The organism is Roseovarius sp., from assembly GCF_018066915.1.
Classification (GTDB): Bacteria; Pseudomonadota; Alphaproteobacteria; order Rhodobacterales; family Rhodobacteraceae; genus Roseovarius.
Map to the genome: position 1 here is coordinate 1 of NZ_JAGPVV010000214.1, position 3275 is coordinate 3275.

At 64.7% G+C, this 3275-nt stretch carries 4 protein-coding genes and 1 pseudogene; 4 read left to right on the forward strand and 1 reads right to left on the reverse strand.

Annotated elements, in window-relative coordinates; genetic code table 11:
• The 4 genes from lgt to KBT70_RS11950 form a co-directional block, all read left to right on the forward strand.
• On the forward strand, nt 1-807 hold an 807-nt coding region (gene lgt / locus KBT70_RS11935), incomplete at its 5' end, for a prolipoprotein diacylglyceryl transferase (RefSeq protein ID WP_296633444.1).
• Nucleotides 804-1865 (forward strand): SAM-dependent methyltransferase, encoded by a 1062-nt coding sequence (locus tag KBT70_RS11940; protein ID WP_296633447.1) that lies wholly within the window; start codon nt 804-806, stop codon nt 1863-1865. The genes lgt and KBT70_RS11940, both read left to right, overlap by 4 nt.
• Nucleotides 1862-2617 carry a peptidoglycan editing factor PgeF gene (gene pgeF / locus KBT70_RS11945; protein ID WP_296633449.1) on the forward strand — a complete coding sequence of 252 codons (756 nt, stop codon included), beginning with the start codon at nt 1862-1864 and terminating at the stop codon, nt 2615-2617. The genes KBT70_RS11940 and pgeF overlap by 4 nt, the downstream gene beginning before the upstream one ends.
• 244 nt (nt 2618-2861) lie before the next feature.
• The gene (locus tag KBT70_RS11950; protein WP_296633452.1) at nt 2862-2993 is read left to right on the forward strand and encodes a hypothetical protein; all 132 of its coding nucleotides are present in this window, start codon (nt 2862-2864) and stop codon (nt 2991-2993) included.
• A 4-nt stretch (nt 2994-2997) separates the two neighbouring features.
• Here the strand turns inward: KBT70_RS11950 and KBT70_RS11955 are convergent.
• Nucleotides 2998-3275: pseudogene (locus KBT70_RS11955) on the reverse strand (VOC family protein); the annotation flags it as partial.

The window sequence follows — 3275 nt, forward strand, 5'->3', positions numbered from 1 at the left end:
TATGCGCTGGCCTATATCGTGGGCATCGTGATCGGCTGGCGGCTGGTGGTGGCGAGTGTCAAGCGGCCGCATCTCTGGCCGGGTGGGGTGGCACCGATGCGCCCCGAACAGGTCGAGGACCTGCTGACATGGGTGATTCTAGGGGTCATTCTGGGCGGGCGGCTGGGCTATGTGCTGTTCTATCAGCCGGGCTATTACCTCTCCAATCCCAGTGAAATTCTAGCGGTCTGGCAGGGTGGGATGGCGTTTCACGGTGGCCTCATGGGCGTGGTGGTGGCGGTGGTGCTGTTTTCGCGCAAGCAGGGCATCGCGTGGCTGTCAGTGGCGGATGCGCTCTGCATGGTGACGCCGGTGGGATTGCTGCTGGGTCGGGTCGCGAATTTCATCAATGGCGAGTTGTGGGGGCGGGCGACGGACCTGCCTTGGGGCGTGGTTTTTCCGGGGGCGGCGGCGCAGAATTGCGCGGGCGTGGTGGAACTCTGCGCGCGCCATCCCTCACAGCTTTATGAGGCGGCGCTGGAGGGGTTGATCCTTGGGGCCGTGCTCTTGTGGCTGGGGTGGCGGCGCGGGGCGCTGCGAGTGCCCGGCACGCTGACGGGGCTCTTTTTCGCAGGCTATGGCGTGGCGCGGTTCATGGTGGAATTCGTGCGCCAACCCGATGCGCAATTCGTGACCGAGGGCAATCCGCTGGGTTGGGCGGTGCAGATGGGCGAATTTGGCCTTACCATGGGGCAGCTTTTGTCGCTGCCGATGATTGCCTTTGGTCTTGGCATGGTGCTCTGGGCGCGGCGCGCGCGGGGGACATGAGCGGGCTGCGGGCGCATCTACTGGCGCGGATCGCCGAGGCGGGGCCGATGAGCGTGGCGGATTACATGGCGGCCTGTCTCATGCATCCCGAGTTTGGCTATTACGCGACGCGCGATCCATTCGGGCCGGGCGGCGATTTTGTCACCGCGCCCGAAGTCAGTCAGATGTTTGGCGAGTTGCTGGGGCTGTGCCTTGCGCAGGTTTGGCTGGATCAGGGGAGGCCTGTGCGGTTTCTGCTGGCGGAATTGGGGCCGGGGCGCGGGACGCTGATGGCCGATGTTCTGCGCGCGACGCGGGGCGTGCCGGGGTTTCAGGGCGCGGCAGAGGTGCATCTGGTCGAGGGGTCGGCGGTCTTGCGCGCCGCACAGCGCCGGACGATTGCGGGCGATGTGATCTGGCATGACCGGGTTGAGAGCCTGCCAGAGGGGCCGCTTTACTTGCTGGCGAACGAGTTTTTCGATGCGCTGCCGATCCGGCAGTTTCAACGGTCCGGGGACGGTTGGCGAGAGCGGGTTGTGGGGCTGAGCGACGACCGCTTGACGCTGGGCTTGGGAGGGCCGGTTGCCCCGCCTGCGCTGGCAGAGCGGCTGGCGGACACGCGCGAGGGTGATATTGTCGAGACCTGCGGGCCCGGCGAAGCGGTGGCGGCCGAGATCGGCGCGCGGATTGCGGCGCAGGGTGGGGCCGCGCTGATCGTGGACTATGGCGATTGGCGATCACTGGGCGATACGTTTCAGGCGGTCAAGGGGCATGTTCCGGTTGATCCAATGGCCGAGCCGGGGGCGGCGGACCTGACCGCGCATGTGGATTTTGCGGCACTGGCGCGGGCGGCGGCCCCTGCGCTGCATACGCGATTGACGCCGCAGGGGATATTTCTAGAGCGGTTGGGGATCGCCGCGCGGGCCGAGGTGCTGGCGCGCAATCTGAGCGGGCGGGCGTTGGAAAGCCATCTGGCGGCATATCAACGCTTGACCGGGGCCGAGGAAATGGGGACGCTCTTTAAAGTGCTGGGCCTCTATCCCGAGGGGGCCGCACCACCACCCGGATTGGAGCCATGACGCTAGAGATACTCACCGCCGACAGCCTGTCCCCGCTGCGCCACGGGTTCTTTACCCGGCGGGGTGGGGCCTCTTCGGGCGTGTTTTCAGGCCTCAACTGCGGGCCGGGATCGTCGGATCAATCCGAGATCGTGCAGATCAACCGGGCGCGGGTGGCTGAGGCGATGGGGGTGGCAGCGGATCATCTGATCACGGTGCATCAGGTCCATTCGGCGGATGTGGTGACGGTCACGGGACCCATGGGGACGCGCCCGCGCGCCGATGCGATGGTGACGAATGTGCCTGGGGTGGCGCTGGCGGTGCTGACGGCGGATTGTCAGCCGGTGCTTTTTGCCGATGTGGGCAATGGGGTGATCGGGGCGGCCCATGCGGGTTGGCGCGGCGCGCTGGATGGCGTGCTGGAGGCGACGGTTGCGGCTATGGAGGGTCTGGGCGCGGATCGTCGCCGGATCAAGGCCGTGATCGGCCCGTCGATTTCGCAGGCGGCCTATGAGGTGGGACCAGAGTTCATCGAGGCCTTTCTCGCGGAAGACCCGGACAACGCCCGGTTTTTCGCCAATGGCGCGGGCGGGCGGTATCAATTCGATCTGCCGGGGTTCGGGCTGCACCGGTTGCGGCAGTCTGGCATCGGTCAGGCGGAATGGACGCGGCATTGCACCTATGGCGATCCCGAGCGATTCTATTCCTATCGGCGCACCACCCATGCCGGTGAGGCGGACTATGGTCGTCTGATTTCGACGATCCGCCTCTGATTGGGGCGGGATTTGGGCCGAAATTGTGGGGCTATTCGGGCGGTGCTGGCACTGGTTCGAGATGACCTGTAAAATTATCAATAAAATTCAATGGTTTGCGGTTTGGGTTTTGTCGCCTCTTTGCCCTGATCTTGTCTGAATATTCACGATTTCCGCCAAATCTTGGCCCCAAACCGGGGGCATAGTTGCGGTTAACGAAACAATGAGCCCTGCAAATTTGGGCCAGAGGCAAGAGGTGAGAGCCATGAAAGCACGTTGGTTGAAATCGGTCGTCAAACACAGCAAAGAGGCCGCCGTGGCGCTGCCCTATCAGCGTGGTCAGCGCAAGGTTGCGGTGCGGATCGTGGCATTGCCCAAGGCGGTCAAGACGGCGTAAGCGGTCAGGCGCTGCTCTCAGCCCTGTTCGAGACCTCGATCAGGTTGCCATCGGGATCCCGCAGGTACAGCGAGCGGATCGGGCCGGTGGCCCCGGAGCGGGGCAAGGGGCCCATCTCGACCGTCACACCAAGGGCCGCAAAATGGTGCTGCCACACCTCGAGCGGTGTCTCGCTGAGGAAACACAGATCGGCGCTTCCGGGTTGGACCTGCGCCGCCTTGGGATCGAATTCCGCCCCCGATTGATGCAGGTTGATTTTCTGCGTCCCGAATTTCAGCGCCC